Raw genomic sequence first — 14,794 nt, 5'->3', positions numbered from 1 at the left:
GTTGTAATACAGGTCTTTTCATCCCTGCCGATGAAGATGGCATGGAATCGGATTTTTGCCGTTCACGTTGAGTTGAGGAGCCGCTGAACCGGCGAACGGCGTGTTCAGCGGGCGTCGAGCGCCGAGACAACGGCAGCCACGATGTGATCCGGGACCTCCTCGGGCAGCGGACCCTGTGCCTGCGCAAACAGTTTCTGGCCCAGTTCTATGGACCGGACGTAGCCCAGATAGCTGGCCCGGCACTGCGGACAGAGCGACAGGTGCCGCTCGAAAAGGGCGGTCTGGGCTGCCGGCAGGTCGCCCTCGCGGTAATCCATCAGGAAGTCTTCGAACTGCTGGCAGGTGATCTGGCCCGGCAGGGTCCGGAATACCCATCCGGCATATCGGTGCCGCAGCGGCGCACGGTCCGCATGGTGGCCCCGCGCGAAGGCCAGCGCGATCAGCCCCAGCAGCGTCTTCATATGCGACCCTCCGCCAGCAGGGGTTCCAGATGGCGGCGCAGCGCGGAACGCGCGCGGTGGATGCGCACCTTGGCCGCGTTCTCGGTGACGGAGAGCGTTTCGGCGATGTCGGGCAGGCTGCGCTCCTCGATATCGCGCATGATCAGCACGATCCGGTGCGTGTCGGGCAATGCCTGGATCGAAGCGTGGACCTGACGCCGCGCGTCGTCCCGGACCAGCATTTCCTCGGCGCTGAGGTCGGCGACGGTTATCGGATGGGACTGGAAGCCGTCCGCATCGAAGGTCGGCAACAGCGCGTCGATGGGCACCTCGGCCTTGCTGGTCTTCTTTCTGAGGTGTGCCAGGGCACAGTTCACGACGATGCGATGCAGCCAGCTGCCGATCTGCGCGCGGCCCTCGAACTGATCAAATTTGCGGATCGCCAGGATCAGGGCTTCCTGGGCGCAATCCAGCGCATCGTCGCGATCGCCGACGTAACGCTCGGCCACGCGCGCCATGCGGGACAGGGCCTCGCGCACGACGCGTTCATGATCCTGTGGCGACCGGGCCCCCAGCGCACCGGCCAGACCGGCCATCCCTGCGGCGGACATGTCGTCCTGCTGCTGGAAAACAGGCCTGAACTGCCGAACGAACCAAAGCACGATCACCGCCATATCGTTGAGGTGCGCGCAGCATATGGGTGTTCATTGCGCCTGTCACACCTATGCTGCGCGGGGCCTCTGACGCGTTCGTGATGCGCGTTTCTGTAATCGAACGGCGGCGTGGACCATCGTACCGCCAGACACCGCACCAGGGGGACGACTGCCATGAGCACTGACCAGCGGACATCAGCCAGCAGGCAGGCACCGCGATGGCTGCCCCCCTTGTTTCGAAAGACGCGCGAAACGTCCGATTTCCTCAGCAAGACGCTGTGGCCGATGCTGGATCTGTTCATCCGGCTCTGGCTGGGTCAGACCTTTCTGGTCGCCGGGATCATCAAGCTTGGCAACTGGGACAGTGCGCTGTTCCTGGCGACCTATGAATATCCCGTCTCATGGCTGGACCCGGCGCTCGCTGCGGCGCTGGGGGCCGCCATCCAGGTGATCGGCGGCCTGATGATCGCGCTGGGTCTGGGCACGCGGTTCGCCGCCGTTCCGATGCTGATCCTGTCTCTGGTCATCCAGTTCGCCTACGTCGAGATCAATGTGCACCTGTTCTGGGCGATCCTGTTCGGCTGGTATACGGTCGCCGGTGCCGGACCGGTCTCGCTCGACCGCGTGCTGGGTCGCGGCTTCGTGCGCCTGCCGTTGCCGCTGGTCGCGTCGTTCGGGCGGGTCAGCGATTTCGGCCGCTTGTGGCTATCGCCGTTCTATCTCGTCTTCATCAGGCTGTGGATCGCGCAGATATTCTTCAGCGCCGGGCTGGCCAAGCTGACAAGCTTCGAGAACACGGTGCTGCTGTTCGAATATGAATACATGGTACCGCTGCTGCCGCCGGACTGGGCGGCGCTGCTGGCGACCTTCTTTGAACTGGTCTGCCCGGTCCTGCTGGCGGTCGGGCTGTTCACGCGGCTGGCGACGCTGCCGCTGATCGCCATGACGCTGGTGATCCAGTTCACCTATCTGGACCATGCCGATCATTTCTACTGGATCCTGCTGCTGGGCATGCTGGCGCTGGGCGGACCGGGGCCGATCTCGCTGGACCGGCTTGGCGTGACTATGTTGCGCCGCGCCTTTCCCGGCGAACTTCAGCCCGCGCGCTGGGATGACGAAAGCCTGCCGCATGTCGTGATCGTCGGCGCCGGGTTCGGCGGCGTGGCGGTTGCGAAGGGATTGCGGCATCCGCCGTGCCGTGTGACCCTGATCGACCGCCGCAACTATCACCTGTTTCAGCCGCTGCTGTATCAGGTCGCGACCGCGGGGCTGTCTCCGGCCGACATCGCCACGCCGATCCGCGAATTGTTCCGCACCCAGCAGAACGTCCGGACGGTGATGGGCCGCGTGACGGGTATCGATACGGAGAACAGCCAGGTTCTGATCGGCGCGGACGCCATCGGCTACGATCACCTGGTGATCGCCACGGGCGCGCGGCATGCCTATTTCGGCAAGGACGCGTGGGAGGAACACGCGCCCGGACTGAAGAAGATTCCGGACGCCACCGAGATCCGGGGCCGTATCCTGCGCGCCTTCGAACACGCCGAGGCTGCGGATGACGCCGCCGAACGGCAGGCCTGGATGACCTTCGTCATTGTCGGCGGCGGGCCGACCGGTGTCGAGACGGCGGGTGCCATCGCCGAGCTGGCGCATTCCGGCATGGAAGGCGAGTTCCGTCATGCCGACCCGACCGACGCCCGCATCATTCTGGTCCAGAGCGGGGCACGGCTGCTGCCGCCCTTCCCCGAGAAGCTCTCCGAGTCGACGAAGCGGTCACTGGAGAGGCTGGGCGTCGAAGTGCGGCTGGGCGGTCGCGTGACCGGTATCGAGGCGACCGGAGTCCACATCGGTGACGAATTCATTTCCGCCAGGACGGCCATCTGGGCCGCCGGTGTCATGGCCTCCCCGGCTTCGAAATGGTTGCAGGCCGACCACGACAGGGCAGGCCGTGTTATCGTCGGCGGCGATCTGTCGGTTCCGGGGCATCCGGAGATCTTCGTGATCGGCGATACGGCCTCGTCCGCAGGCTGGGACGGCGAGCCCGTACCCGGCCTCGCACCCGCCGCCAAACAGGGCGGCGAGCACGTCGCGACCGTCCTGCATCGGCGGATCGTCGGACGCGCCGCGCCCGCCCCTTTCCGGTACAGGCACGCAGGCAATCTGGCGACCATCGGCCGGGCGTCGGCGGTTGCCGATCTCGGCTGGATCACCTTCTCCGGTGCGCCCGCCTGGTGGTTCTGGGGTGTCATCCACGTGATGTTCCTGGGATCCATGCGGAACCGCATGTCGGTGGCGTTCGAATGGATGTGGGCCTATCTGACGTTCCGCCGGTCGACGCGCCTTATCGCGGAAAAGGCCGAATAGGCGCTTTCACCGCCGCTCGCCCCTGACGCATCCGGGCTGCGACGTTTTTGACCACTGCAAATACGGCGCGGCTACCCACCTGATAAAGCGACGGCTCATATCCGTCAAAAATAACAACAATCAATGGGGAATACTCATGCTGGGCTGGGCCTTACTTTTCTTTGTCGTTGCCATCATTGCAGCCGTGTTCGGCTTCGGTGGTATCGCATCGGCGTCTGCCGGCATCGCGCAGATCATCTTCTTTGTTTTCGTCGTACTGCTGGTGATCTCGCTGATCTTCGGCGCTTTCCGCGGTCGCGGACCAAGGGTCTGACCGCCTCACGATCCCGAAAGTGAACGCAATATCAGGAGAGAGCCATGGCTGACAGCAACAGTGGATCAAACATCACGGCCATCCTCGCCGTCGCAATCATCGCGGTGGTTGCCGTGGTCGCAGTCGCCTTCCTCGTTCAGTCGAACGACAAGCCGACGGTCGGCGAAGTGATCGAGAATACAGTGGATGAGGCGACCAAGAAGTAGCGTCCGGTCGTCGCTGCAGAAAGCCGTCGGGTCGTGCGATCCGGCGGCTTTCGTGCGTCTGGAGCCCCCCTCAGGACCATTTTGTGGCGGGGCGGGCCTGCGGTTTTCCGTCGATCGCAATATCGACCTTCTCATTGAAGAAGCAGAGGTGGTCCCTGATCGGCTCGGCCTCGCGGACCGGATCGTCGTAGCTCCAGACCAGATTCTCCAGCCTCTCTCCGCCAGCGGTGACATGCCAGTAGCGGGCGATCCCCTTGTAGGGACAGGCCGTCGTGAGATCCGACGGTGACAGGTCGGCCCTTACATCGTCCTTCGGCATGTAATAGCGCACCGGCAGGTTGGTCTCGAACACGAACAGGGCGCGCGTGGTGCTGGCCAGAAGTTCCCCGTTCACCGAAACTTCCACCTTTCTGGAAGACGGCAGCATATCGACGCGAACGTGCGGATCCCGCGCGTGCACGAAGATTTCCTCGTCCTCCTCGAACCAGCGGTCCATCCGGTCCCAGTAGAATGCCGCGTAGCTGGCCAGTTCCGGTACGGCGTCGATCGGCTCCGGGTAGGCCCAGACCGCATTCGACGCCCGGCGTTCGCCGACCACGACATCCCAGTAGATCGCGTCGCCCTTGTAGGGACAGTGGCTCGAATGTTCTGTCCGCTCAAGGAAGCCCGCCTGCACATCGTCCAGCGGAATGTAATACACCGGTGTCCGACCCGTTTCATACAGGTACAGCGCACCCGTCGTATCCGCGATCATCTCGCCGTTGAACTCCACGCGCACGCGCTTGTTGCAGGGTTCCGTCTTCACGGAATGGGCCGGGGCGGGATTGGTGTCGGGCATGAGTCCCTCCTGATGTCAGCAGAACACCCTGTAGATATGGCAGTTGCGGGTGACGTCCATCCTATTCGGGCACGGCGTTGGCCATCGACTGCCGCATGTGGTTGATCAGGTCGACCTTTGTGATCAGGCCGTAGAAGGTCTGGTCATCGGCCACGATGGCGACCTTGTCGGCACGCAGGATGGGCATCAACTCGGCTTCGCTGGCCGAGGGGGCGATCTTCTCCAGTCGGCTGACCATGAAGTCGGAAACCGGCTGCTTGAAAGCCTCTTCCTCGGGCTTGCCCTGGACGGCCAGCAGCAGGTCGCTCTCGTCGATGATGCCGGTGATCTGCGTGCCGTCCATCACGGGCATCTGCGATATGTCGAACATCCGCATCCGGGAGTAGGCGGTCAGCAGCGTGTCGCCGGAAGAGACGCTGACGACATCGCCTTCGTCCGCACGTCGGATGATCATGTCGCGCAGGTCGCCGTGACGGCGGCGCTTCACCAGACCCTGATCGACCAGCCACGCCCGGTTGAAGGCCTTGGAGAGATACTTGTTGCCCGTATCGCACACCAGCGTCACGACGCGCTTCGGCTCCGTCTGCTCGCGGCAGTATTTCAGCGCCGCCGCCAGCAGGGTTCCCGTTGACGATCCGCCCAGAATGCCTTCCTTCGAGAGCAGTTCACTGACGGCCGCAAAAGCCTCGGCATCGGTGACATAGATGCCGCGCGAGATGACCGAAAGATCGCAGTTCGGCGGAATGAAATCCTCGCCGATGCCTTCGACCAGCCAGGACCCGACGTCGGTGGAAATGTTGCCGGTATTCGCGGCCTCGGCGACGATCGATCCTTCCGGATCGGCGACAATCATCTGTGTCTTGGACGATTTCTCACGCATGAAGCGACCGATGCCGGTGATCGTGCCACCGGACCCGACACCGCAGAAGATCGCATCCACGTCGCCGTCCATCTGTTCCAGGATCTCCGGTCCCGTGCCCTCGAAATGAGCCTGAGGGTTGGCCGGGTTGGAGAACTGGTCCACCCAGAAGGCGCCGGGAATCTCGCGCTGCAGGCGTTCGGCGATGTCCTGATAGTACTCGGGATGCCCCTTGCCGACGTCGGATCGCGTCAGCCGCACCTCCACGCCCAGCGCCTTCAGGTGCTGAATCTTGTCCAGGCTCATCTTGTCGGGAATGACCAGGATCAGCCGGTACCCCTTCATCGCCGCAACCAGTGCAAGCCCGAGACCGGTGTTGCCGGCTGTCGCTTCGATCAGCGTGCCGCCGGGTTTGATGCGGCCTTCCTTCTCGGCGGCCTCGATCATGGAAAGACCGATCCGGTCCTTGATGGACCCGCCCGGATTCTGACTTTCCAGCTTGGCGAACAGGCGGCACGGTCCGGTGTCGAGATGGGCAAGTTCGACCATCGGCGTGTTGCCGATCATGTCCAGAACAGACGGATGGATGTTCATGCCGGATCGCTCCCCGAAAAGGTCTCTTGTGGGCACAGGATAGAGCAAGCCGGCGTCCCGGTCATCCGATGCCGTGCGGGTCGCTGTTTCAGGTCGCGAGGGCTTGCCGGAAGACGGCCGGGTCCACGTTCCCGCCCGAAACGACCGCGACAGCTGTGCGTCCCTCCAGCGGCAGTTTTCCAGACAGGAATGCCGCCAGCGCGACGGCGCCGCCCGGTTCGGCGACCAGTTTCAGTTCAAGGAAGGCGGTCTTCATCGCGGCCAGTGCCTCATCGTCAGTGACCGACACACCCGACGACAGGGTCCGCTGACCGATCGCAAAGGGTATCTCGCCGGGAGTGGGGGTCAGGATGGCGTCGCAGATGCTGCGCGCGTCAGGATCGACGCTCTGACGCGCGCCAGCCGCCAGTGACCGGCCCCAGTCGTCGAACCCGGCCGGCTCGGCAGGATGTATCGCGATGTCGGGAAATGCTTCTTTCATGACCAGCGAAACGCCGGTCACGAGACCGCCGCCCCCCGCCGGACAGGCCAGCAGGTCGGGGCTGGCATCGGTCTCGCCACACTGTTCGATGATCTCGATCCCGGCAGTACCCTGTCCGGCGATGACACTGGGCTGGTCATAGGGTTTCACAAGCGTCAGGCCGCGCTCGTCGATCAACCGTTCGCCGAGCGCCTCGCGGCTTTCGCCGAACCGGTCATACAGTACCAGTTCCGCGCCATATTCGGCCGTATTGCGCTTCTTCAGGTCCGGCGCATCCGACGGCATGATGATGGTTGCCGGCACACCGAACATCCGGGCGGCGAGGGCGACGCCCTGGGCGTGATTGCCGGACGAATACGTCAGGATGCCGCGCGCGCGGACATCCGGATCCATCGACGACAGCGTGTTGTAGGCCCCGCGAAACTTGAACGAACCGGTCTTTTGCAGGCATTCGGCCTTCACCAGAAGCCGCCCGCCCGCCTGCGCGTTCAGACGCGGCGATTCCAGAAGGGGCGTGCGCACGGCGTGGCCCGAAAGCCGCCGCGCCGCGTCACGGATGTCATCGGGCGTGACGGCCATCTCAGGCGGCCCCGACGATGGCCGGAAGTCCCTTCAGATCCTCGATCTGCACGTCGGGCGTTTCGGGAATGCGCTCCACCGGTTGATCGAAACGATTGACCCAGACCACGTTGTAGCCGAACGCCTTCGACCCGTTGGCATCCCAGCCGTTCGAGGACTGGAAGCTCATCTCGCCTGGCGACAGTCCCAGATCATCGACCGGTATCTGGTAGACCGAACCGTGCGGCTTGAAGACGCCGACGGCTTCCACCGAATAGACGGCGTCCAGCAGGTTCGTCAGTCCGGCGTTGGAGACCGCGGCATCCAGCATGTCTGGCGATCCGTTCGACAGGATGGCTGTTTTCATTCCGGCGTCCTTCAGGCGGGTCAGCACCTCTTTCACTTCCGGATAGGCATCCAGCCTGAAGTAAAGATCCAGCAATGACTGACGCAGCTTCGGGTCGTCGATGGAGAGCGCGGCCATGCCATAGTCGAGTGCATCCTGTGTCACCTGCCAGAATGTCGTGTGCCGGTCCATCAGGGCGCGCAGCCAGGTATACTGCAGCTGTTTTGTCCGCCAGATCTCGGCGAGCGGCTGCCATTTATCACCCAGGTCGGCCGCGCAGTGCGCAGCGGCTGAATTGACGTCGAACAGCGTGCCGTAGGCATCAAAAACGCAGGCACCAATGCCTTCGAATGTGTTCTCCGACATTGTGGTTTCCCCGGCTGAGAGCATGCTCTGACAGAAGATGCCGCCGGCTGTGTGTTCGTCAAGGCGGAAACAGCCGCCATTTACCGATCCGAAAGGTGTCGCAGCCAGAATGAAGGGCCTGCTGCCAATACGCGAAAGAGGCTGATATGAAGAACCTCATATCCCCGACCGGAATTCTGGTGAGGCCGGCAGCGCTCTGGCTTGTGGCCCTAATCCTGCTGCTTGCCGTGGTGCCCGGGAGCGGATCCGCGCAGGCGGGCTATGTTCTTGACCGGGTGAAAGCGGACGGTGTCCTTCGGTGCGGCGTGACCCGCAGCGGGCCAGGGCTGTCGGAAATCGGCGAGGATGGCAGATGGCGCGGACTGTTTGTCGATTACTGCCGTGTCGTCTCGGCCGCGGTTCTGGGCGATCCGGACGCCATTGAGTACGTTGAGGTCAACGACATCGTGCGCTTCGACGCGCTGCGCGAGGACGGGTTCGACGTGCTGATGGCGAACACGACATGGACCATCAGCCGCGACACCGGTCTGGGATTGAGTTTCGCCGGGACCATCTATTACGACGGGCAGAGCTTTCTGGCGCACCGGTCCCTGGGCGCATCGTCACTGGACGAGGTCGAGAAGGCAACGGTCTGCGTCAGTGGCGGGACCACGACACTGAAGAACGTGCGCGAGATGGTGGCGGCGCGGTTTCCCGGCCTGACCGTTGCGGAATTCAGGTCGATTGACGGGACATATGACGCCTTCTTCGCGCGCGAGTGCGAGATCATGACCTATGACCGGGTGACGCTGGTTGCCCAGTTGCGCAGCAAGGCGAGCAACCCGGAAAACTTCATCCTGTTCCCCGAAGTCGTTTCCAAGGAACCCCTGGGCGCCGTGGTAGGCGGAGGGGACATGGAGTGGTTCGACATCGTTCGCTGGTCGATCCTGGCGACCATTTCCGCGGAAGAACTTGGTGTTTCTTCCGGCACCGTGGACCAGATGCTGCGTTCCGACCACCATGAGGTCCGGCGTCTGCTCGGTCTGGAAGGCGACATCGGCAACGCCATGGGACTCGGGAACGACTGGGCCTTCAACATCATCCGCCAGGTCGGCAACTACGGCGAGATCTTCGAGCGCAATGTGGGCGCGGGATCGCCGCTCGGCATTGATCGCGGATTGAATGCGTTGTGGACGGAGGGTGGGCTGCACTATGCACCGCCCTTTCGCTGACATGACAGACAGACGCGCACCGGTCTGATGCTCAGAACGGTCTCGTCAAAACTGATTCTTGCATTGGCTGCAATCACGTTCGTCGTGATTGCGGCCATCATGCTTGCGCTCGTCACCTTCGACCGGATGCAGGCCGACTATGATGCGATTGCCAATGAATCCCTGCCGCGGCTGGCCGCCACCTCGCGGCTGGGCAGCCTGGCAAGTGCCATTGCCGCCATGGCACCGACGCTGGTGCAGACTGAATCGGTCTTCGCGATGCGCGCGACGAATGACCGGCTGGCGGACCGGTTCGCAGCTCTTGACCGCTCACTGGTGGAATTCTCCGCCAGCTATGCCGACGGGGAAGGCGCGCCGGCTGTCCTGGTCGAGGCCATTCGTCTGCGGCGCGACGAGATGGCCGGGAACTTTGAACGCCTGACCCGCGCGATCGAGAGACGCCTGGTGATCGAGAGGATGATCGGCAATGCGGTACGCGACGCGGCCCGTATCGATGCCCGGCTGCAGAAACTGGAAGACGAGATGGGCGACGGGCGCGGCCTGCTGCCTTACGGCTGGCTGATCGAGGCGGACTGGGCCCTGACGTCGGTTCTGGCCTTGCCGGTGGCCGAGACCGACGCCCGCATACGGAAGCTGGCCACCGAGTTCGACGAGCATCTGCAGCTTTCCCAGCAGCGGCTTCAGGCGCGCATGACCGGTCAGGATCTGCCCGAAGCCGTGCAACGGATGAATCGTGACATCGAGGCGTTTGCCGTCGAGACATCCGGGGTCTTCGAACTGCAGCGCGAGATGCTCGAACTGCGGCGTCTGGAACGCGGGTTGCTGGCCGACAGCGCGCGCCTGTCCAGCCGCCTGTCGACGGCGGTCGCGGATCTGTTTTTCGAAGCCAAGACGGCGGCCGCCGAACGCAACGACCGTATCGCGCTTCTGGAACGGGAAAGCACGGCGATACTGGTCAGTGCCATGATCCTGTGCACCATCCTGATCATCGGCCTTCTCATCTATCTGCGCGGTCATGTGCTGCAGCGGCTGTCGGTATTGAAGCGCGCCATGTTCGATTATGTCGAGGGCAAGCGCGCCGTCACCCGGATCAGGGGCAATGACGAACTCGCCGACATGAGCAAGGCCTTTCATTTCATGGTCGGTGCGATCGACGAACGTGAGCAGCGACTGACCGAGGCGCGCAATCAGGCGGTTCAACTCGCCGAAGATGCCGAAGCCGCCAACCAGGCCAAATCGATGTTCCTGGCCAACATGAGCCACGAACTGCGGACGCCGCTGAACGCTATCATCGGTTTCGCCGACATGATCCAGATCCTGAAACCGGATGCCGAGCGCAATCGCGAATATGCGTCCTACATCGGCGAAAGCGGCAAGCACCTTCTGGCCGTGATCAACGATGTTCTCGACTATTCGAAGATCGAGGCGCAGAAGTGGGAGCTTGACCGGGAACACGTCGACCTTCGCGACATCGTTGCCGCGGTGAAGCCGATGATCGACTTCCAGATGTCGCAGAAGCAGATCAGGCTCTCCAGCGCCTTCACAGGCAGTTCGGCGTTGCTCGCAGATCCGCAGGCACTGAGGCAGATCCTGCTCAATCTGCTGTCCAACGCGGTCAAGTTCTCGCACCCCGGCGGCACGATCGATATCACCGGTCGGATGCCGGCCGACGGCGGATATGTGATGGAGGTGGCGGATCGGGGCGTCGGCATAGCACCCGACGAACTGACCAGAATCCTGCGTCCCTTCCATCAGGAGCGGAACCAGTATCAGGCAGACGGCGGCGGCACGGGACTCGGGCTGAGCATCGCCGATAATCTGATGCAGCTGCACGGCGGATCGCTGGCGGTTGAAAGCGAGAAGGGGCACGGTACAACGGTGCGCCTGACATTTCCGGCGGAAATCATGCTGGAGCCGGAGCAGATCCCGGCTTCGCAGATACGGAGCGCCGCCGACTGAAGTCGGGCCGCGCATCGCAAGGTGTCAGCAGGGCTTGCCGCTCTTGCTGCCGCAGAGGTAGGTCCCCCTGAGGCCGATATCGCGCGCCAGATGCGTTTCCCCCCTGGACACGCCGGCCAGTCGCAGCCGATAGACCTGCAGCGCTTCCATGACCCGCTGCGTGTAGTTCCGGGTTTCCGAGAAGGGGATCATCTCGATCCAGTCGACCGGGTCCATCTGACCGACACGGGGATCGCCATATTCGACCAGCCAGCGGTCAACGCGGTGCGGACCGGCGTTGTAGGCGGCTGCCGCCATCGGCAGATAGCCGGCAAAACGGTCAATCTGATCGGCCAGATAGGCCCCGCCCAGTCTGGTGTTGTAGGCGGGATCGCGGGTCAGCCGGTTCAGCGAATAGGCAACTTCCTCGGCCCGTGCGACCTGCCTGGCCGTAGCGGGCATCAGCTGCATGAGGCCACGGGCACCGGCGCGGCTGACGGCGTACTGGTTGAACGCGCTTTCCTGGCGCGTGATCGCGTGGGCGAGCGCGGAAGCGATGTGTCCCTGCCCGTCGGGTGCCTCGGCGACGGGATAGGCGATCCTTGGCGCGGGCGAACCGCTCACGTCGGCAAGCTTGCCCGCCATGACGCTGTGTCCGGGTCTGTCGATTTCTTCCGCCAGCGCCAGGGCAAGCGGATGGATGTCGGGCCGCTCGGAGGTCTTGATCATGTGCGCGAAAAACAGTCGCGACAGGCGCTCCTGGCCGACTTCGCGCAGCAGCCGCACGATCGCGGGCAATTGCTCGATCCTGAACGCGGCAACCTCGGCCGGGGAGGCAACGGCCGCAGCCTCAAGGTTGATGACCCTTTCTCCGATCTCATGCGCGCCGAGCTGGCTGTAATAGGTGGTCTGATAGCCTGCCGCCTGCCGGAACCAGTTCGCGGCGGTCGCGGTATCTCCCAGCGCCGCGTAAGCCCGTCCGATCCAGTAGGCGCCCCGCGACCGGCTGACGGGATAGGAGACATTGTCGTACAGCGTCTGGAAATGCGTCAGCGCTTCCCGGGGCTTGCCCAGGAACCGCAAGGCCAGCCAGCCGGCTTCGAACTCACCCTGTGCAAACGCGGCCCCGGAACTCAGCCCGTGATCGCGTGCAATCAGATAGGCTTTGTCAAACTGCCGCTCCTTGATGAGGTTGCGGATCTGGACGCGGCGCTCGATCCAGATCTTGCCCAGATCGCCGTCCAGCACACCCGACGCGAGCAGCATGGCCTGCGCCTCGTCCGACCGGTCTGTCCGCCTCAGCCACTGGATGCGTTCATAGGTCAGCCCGGAGTCGGATGTCAGCTGGGCGGGCACCGCGCGGTAAGCCTGATCGGCGTCGCCTGTCTGATACCGCAGTTTCAGCCGTGCGTCGGACAGCGCCCGCATGTCGGCAGGCACCAAGGGATACATCCGCTGTGCGGCGCTGCGCTCACCGTCCCAGAGCAGCCTGTCGAGCCGGTGCCAGTGATCCGCAGATGTGAAGGAACCTGCGAACGCATCCAGCAGGGCCTCTTCCAGTTCCACGTCGGGATTGTTCTCGCGCCAGACCTCGCGTGCCAGCTCGACGGCGGCTTTCGTGTCGCCATCCGCCTTCTGCAGCAGGGCAAGCCGGACCTTTCCGTTGTCGGTAACCGGCGAATGTGTGTCGAAATAGCTCTTCAGTGTCGCCGCATCGGCGTTTTCGAGCACGCTTTCCTCGCGACGGCGTTCGATGGTCGAAAGGCCTGGGAAATCGGCATGGTCTGCGAGGAAGCGGTCATAGTCAGACCGGGCCGCCATCGTCTCGCGCGACCGCAGGCGCAGCCATTCCAGCACGGGACGCAACGTCGGATCCGCGACCGCCGCCGTTGTGAGCTGCGCGGCCGAGAAAAGGCCCCGATTGGCCAGGGCGAATGCCTGCCGGTACAGCAGCCGGTCGTTCTCGGACAGCTGTCCGGTCTGCGGCGTGGTTTCCCGTGCCGGATTCGGTTCCGGCGGCGGCGGGGTTGCGGCCGCAGCGACCGTCAGCAAGCCGATCTGAACAACGGCGGCGACCGCCAGCGACGTCAGGGAGAGTCTCGTCAAATGAGCCATTGCGATTGTCATTCTACCAACTTAGGCGGGCGCTCCCAATTCACAATGCATTGCGTCGGATGAACACACTGCTTGCCCGGGACCTTGCCGGGTCGCTATAAGCGGGCGTCCGCCTGACGGACCGATGTTCCCATCCAACGGAGGAAGGCTAATGGATATCAAGGGATCGATGCCCGCGCTCATCACGCCGTTCCAGAACGGCTCCGTGGATGAGGACGCGTTCTGCAAATTCGTGGAATGGCAGATCGCACAGGGCAGCCACGGACTGGTGCCCTGCGGCACCACCGGCGAGTCGCCCACCCTGTCGCACGACGAGCACAAGCGCGTCGTCGAGCTGTGCGTGAAGACCGCGAACGGCCGCGTGCCGGTGATCGCGGGCACCGGATCGAACAACACTGCCGAGGCGCTGGAATTGACCGAGCATGCGAAGAGTGCCGGTGCGGATGCCTGCCTCGTCGTGACGCCGTACTACAACAAGCCGAGCCAGGAAGGGCTGTATCAGCACTTCGCGGCGATTGCCGAGGTCGGCCTGCCGGTCTTCATCTACAACATTCCCCCGCGTTCGGTCGTGGACATGACCGATGCGACCATGGCCCGGCTGGCGAAGCTGGACGGTATCCTGGGTGTCAAGGATGCGACCGCGAAGCTGGACCGCGTCTCCACCCAACGGCAGGCCTGCGGCAAGGATTTCATCCAGCTGTCGGGCGAGGACGGGACGGCGCTTGCGCACATGGCGCATGGCGGGCGGGGCTGCATCTCGGTAACGGCCAATGTCGCGCCGAAGTTGTGTTCCGAGTTCCAGGAAGCCTGCCTGTCGGGCGATTTCGGGACGGCCCTGGAGATTCAGGACCGGCTGATGCCCCTGCATGTCGCCCTGTTCGTCGAGCCGAGCCCGGGACCGGTGAAATACGCGGCCTCGAAGGTGATCGGCATCAATGATGCGGTGCGTCTGCCGATGGCGGCGATCACCGATCAGACCCGCGCGCAGGTCGATGACGCCCTGCGTCACGCGGGCCTGCTGAACTAGCGCCGGGCACGTCCGGAAGAAAGTATCGTATCGTGGGCAAGACCATCGCCGAAAACCGGAAGGCCCGGTACAACTACTTCATCGAGGACACGCTGGAGGCGGGGCTGGTCCTGACCGGAACCGAGGTGAAATCACTTCGGTTCGGGCGGGCCAACATCGCCGAAAGCTACGCCTCGCCCGAGCAGGACGAACTCTGGCTGATCAACGCGAACATCCCCGAATACAAGGGCGGCAACCGGCACAATCACGAGCCGACCCGCCGGCGCAAGATCCTGTTGAAACGGCGCGAGATCAATCGTCTCGCGGGCGCGCGGAACCGGGAAGGCATGACCCTCGTGCCGCTGAAGCTCTACTTCAACGACCGGGGGCTGGTGAAGCTGATGATCGGCCTGGCCAAGGGCAAGAAGGTCCATGACAAGCGCCAGACCGAGAAGGACAGGGACTGGCAGCGCCAGAAGCAGCGACTCATGCGCGAAAAGGGCTGA

At 63.7% G+C, this 14,794-nt stretch carries 14 protein-coding genes; 7 read left to right on the top strand and 7 right to left on the bottom strand.

Annotated features, from left to right (window positions below):
- Positions 1 to 104 precede the first annotated feature (104 nt).
- Positions 105 to 461 carry an anti-sigma factor family protein gene (locus ACN0X7_RS15720; protein WP_417518957.1) on the bottom strand — a complete coding sequence of 119 codons (357 nt, stop codon included), beginning with the start codon at positions 459 to 461 and terminating at the stop codon, positions 105 to 107.
- The gene (locus ACN0X7_RS15715) at positions 458 to 1,051 is read right to left on the bottom strand and encodes an RNA polymerase sigma factor (protein WP_417518955.1); all 594 of its coding nucleotides are present in this window, start codon (positions 1,049 to 1,051) and stop codon (positions 458 to 460) included. The genes ACN0X7_RS15720 and ACN0X7_RS15715 overlap by 4 nt, the downstream gene beginning before the upstream one ends.
- Positions 1,052 to 1,267: 216 nt before the next feature.
- On the opposite strand from ACN0X7_RS15715, the gene ACN0X7_RS15710 reads away from it, so the two are divergent.
- The 3 genes from ACN0X7_RS15710 to ACN0X7_RS15700 all read left to right on the top strand — a co-directional run bounded on the left by ACN0X7_RS15710 (position 1,268) and on the right by ACN0X7_RS15700 (position 3,976).
- The gene (locus ACN0X7_RS15710; protein WP_417518953.1) at positions 1,268 to 3,457 is read left to right on the top strand and encodes an FAD-dependent oxidoreductase; all 2,190 of its coding nucleotides are present in this window, start codon (positions 1,268 to 1,270) and stop codon (positions 3,455 to 3,457) included.
- A gap of 136 nt (positions 3,458 to 3,593) precedes the next feature.
- Complete coding sequence (locus ACN0X7_RS15705) at positions 3,594 to 3,770, top strand: DUF1328 domain-containing protein (protein WP_417518951.1); 177 nt, start codon at positions 3,594 to 3,596, stop codon at positions 3,768 to 3,770.
- Between the two features lie 44 nt (positions 3,771 to 3,814).
- Complete coding sequence (locus ACN0X7_RS15700) at positions 3,815 to 3,976, top strand: hypothetical protein (RefSeq protein ID WP_417518949.1); 162 nt, start codon at positions 3,815 to 3,817, stop codon at positions 3,974 to 3,976.
- Positions 3,977 to 4,046: 70 nt separating this feature from the next.
- Here the strand turns inward: ACN0X7_RS15700 and ACN0X7_RS15695 are convergent, their stop codons facing one another.
- The 4 genes from ACN0X7_RS15695 to ACN0X7_RS15680 all read right to left on the bottom strand — a co-directional run bounded on the left by ACN0X7_RS15695 (position 4,047) and on the right by ACN0X7_RS15680 (position 8,018).
- Positions 4,047 to 4,814, bottom strand: coding sequence for a DUF427 domain-containing protein (locus ACN0X7_RS15695; protein ID WP_417518947.1), 768 nt, complete (start codon positions 4,812 to 4,814; stop codon positions 4,047 to 4,049).
- 61 nt (positions 4,815 to 4,875) lie between these two features.
- Positions 4,876 to 6,267 carry a pyridoxal-phosphate dependent enzyme gene (locus tag ACN0X7_RS15690; RefSeq protein ID WP_417518945.1) on the bottom strand — a complete coding sequence of 464 codons (1,392 nt, stop codon included), beginning with the start codon at positions 6,265 to 6,267 and terminating at the stop codon, positions 4,876 to 4,878.
- An 88-nt stretch (positions 6,268 to 6,355) separates the two neighbouring features.
- On the bottom strand, positions 6,356 to 7,327 hold the full coding sequence (locus ACN0X7_RS15685; protein WP_417518943.1) for a threonine ammonia-lyase: 972 nt from the start codon (positions 7,325 to 7,327) through the stop codon (positions 6,356 to 6,358).
- A gap of 1 nt (position 7,328) precedes the next feature.
- Entirely contained in the window at positions 7,329 to 8,018 is a 690-nt protein-coding gene (locus tag ACN0X7_RS15680) for a haloacid dehalogenase type II (protein ID WP_417518941.1), read from the bottom strand.
- A gap of 146 nt (positions 8,019 to 8,164) precedes the next feature.
- Between ACN0X7_RS15680 and ACN0X7_RS15675 the strand changes: the two genes are divergently transcribed.
- Together ACN0X7_RS15675 and ACN0X7_RS15670 are read left to right on the top strand one after the other, a co-directional pair.
- Complete coding sequence (locus tag ACN0X7_RS15675) at positions 8,165 to 9,229, top strand: amino acid ABC transporter substrate-binding protein (protein ID WP_417518939.1); 1,065 nt, start codon at positions 8,165 to 8,167, stop codon at positions 9,227 to 9,229.
- Between the two features lie 63 nt (positions 9,230 to 9,292).
- Entirely contained in the window at positions 9,293 to 11,188 is a 1,896-nt protein-coding gene (locus ACN0X7_RS15670) for an ATP-binding protein (protein ID WP_417518937.1), read from the top strand.
- Between the two features lie 24 nt (positions 11,189 to 11,212).
- Here ACN0X7_RS15670 and ACN0X7_RS15665 read toward each other — a convergent pair whose 3' ends face one another.
- Positions 11,213 to 13,282 carry a lytic transglycosylase domain-containing protein gene (locus ACN0X7_RS15665; RefSeq protein ID WP_417518935.1) on the bottom strand — a complete coding sequence of 690 codons (2,070 nt, stop codon included), beginning with the start codon at positions 13,280 to 13,282 and terminating at the stop codon, positions 11,213 to 11,215.
- Positions 13,283 to 13,433: 151 nt separating this feature from the next.
- Here ACN0X7_RS15665 and dapA point away from each other — a divergent pair, with 151 nt between their 5' ends.
- The gene (gene dapA, locus ACN0X7_RS15660; protein WP_417518933.1) at positions 13,434 to 14,309 is read left to right on the top strand and encodes a 4-hydroxy-tetrahydrodipicolinate synthase; all 876 of its coding nucleotides are present in this window, start codon (positions 13,434 to 13,436) and stop codon (positions 14,307 to 14,309) included.
- 29 nt (positions 14,310 to 14,338) lie between these two features.
- On the top strand, positions 14,339 to 14,794 hold the full coding sequence (gene smpB / locus ACN0X7_RS15655; RefSeq protein WP_417519000.1) for an SsrA-binding protein SmpB: 456 nt from the start codon (positions 14,339 to 14,341) through the stop codon (positions 14,792 to 14,794).

Origin of the sequence: Minwuia sp. (genome assembly GCF_048263705.1) — a bacterium.
In the GTDB taxonomy this organism is placed as follows: domain Bacteria; phylum Pseudomonadota; class Alphaproteobacteria; order Minwuiales; family Minwuiaceae; genus Minwuia.
This window is presented reverse-complemented; position numbering and strand designations above follow the sequence as displayed.